The sequence below is a fragment of the Actinoplanes sp. NPDC051343 genome (assembly GCF_044455125.1).
Taxonomy (GTDB): Bacteria; Actinomycetota; Actinomycetes; order Mycobacteriales; family Micromonosporaceae; genus Actinoplanes.
The window spans coordinates 57,131-57,899 of record NZ_JBITEL010000022.1 but is presented as its reverse complement, the minus strand read 5'-3'; the positions used below and the strand labels follow the sequence as shown (position 1 = coordinate 57,899).

The window sequence follows — 769 nt, the reverse complement described above, 5'->3', positions numbered from 1 at the left end:
GAGTGACGCTCAGGCGTGCGGCGGGCGGGCGGTATTGGACTTGATGTTCCGGACGATGTCGTCCTCGACGCCGAGGAACACATTGCGCGCCTTGTCGGCGTTGCCGGCGTCGCCATGGACGAGCCCGGTGACGCCATCCAGCATCGCCGCGGTGGTGTCGGTGGTGGTGCGGTAAAGGTTCTCGGCCTGCTTGTCGATGTCACCGCGCGGGTGCCGCCCACCCAGCGGACTGCCGATCGTCGCGACCGCGTCGGTGTAGGTCTGCTGGACGTCGTTGAAGACGGCCGCGACCTCCCGTAGCGGCCCGGTGTCAAATTTGTTGGGGTCAAAGCCGATCCGGTCGGTCATTGCGGCCTGTCTCCTTCCGCCCGGCCCAAATCGCCGAACATTTTCGTGACGTCGCCTATCGCGGTGTCGAGGTCCCCGGTGCCGGACAGCGAGCCCAGGCCGGACGGGAGCAGGCCGGTCATCCGCTGCATGCTGGCCGTCCGGGCCCGCCGCTGGGCCTCGGCCACCTGGGTGACCAGCAGGTCACCTAGTTCGGCCGGCGCCATCGACCGATAAGCGCTGATCGGGAATCGCACCTCGGCGAGCTCACCGCGCCCGTTGACTGTCACGCTGACCGCACGGTTCTTGGCGACCACAGTGTGCCGGGTGTCGCCGAGGTCGCGGTTGAGGTCGGCTGCGGCCTCCCGCTGCTTCTCGATTTCGGCCTGAAGTTGAGAGATGTGGTTGAACAGGGCGTCGGTCATCGGGTCCTCCTGGTTCC

Annotated in this window: 2 protein-coding genes; both read right to left on the bottom strand. The window is 67.4% G+C overall.

Features of this window, described 5'->3' with window-relative positions; all coding sequences use genetic code 11:
* Window positions 1-9 precede the first annotated feature (9 nt).
* The gene (locus tag ACIA5C_RS45030; protein ID WP_396066765.1) at window positions 10-348 is read right to left on the bottom strand and encodes a hypothetical protein; all 339 of its coding nucleotides are present in this window, start codon (window positions 346-348) and stop codon (window positions 10-12) included.
* Window positions 345-752, bottom strand: coding sequence for a YbaB/EbfC family nucleoid-associated protein (locus tag ACIA5C_RS45025; protein WP_396066763.1), 408 nt, complete (start codon window positions 750-752; stop codon window positions 345-347). The genes ACIA5C_RS45030 and ACIA5C_RS45025 overlap by 4 nt, the downstream gene beginning before the upstream one ends.
* Window positions 753-769 lie beyond the last annotated feature (17 nt).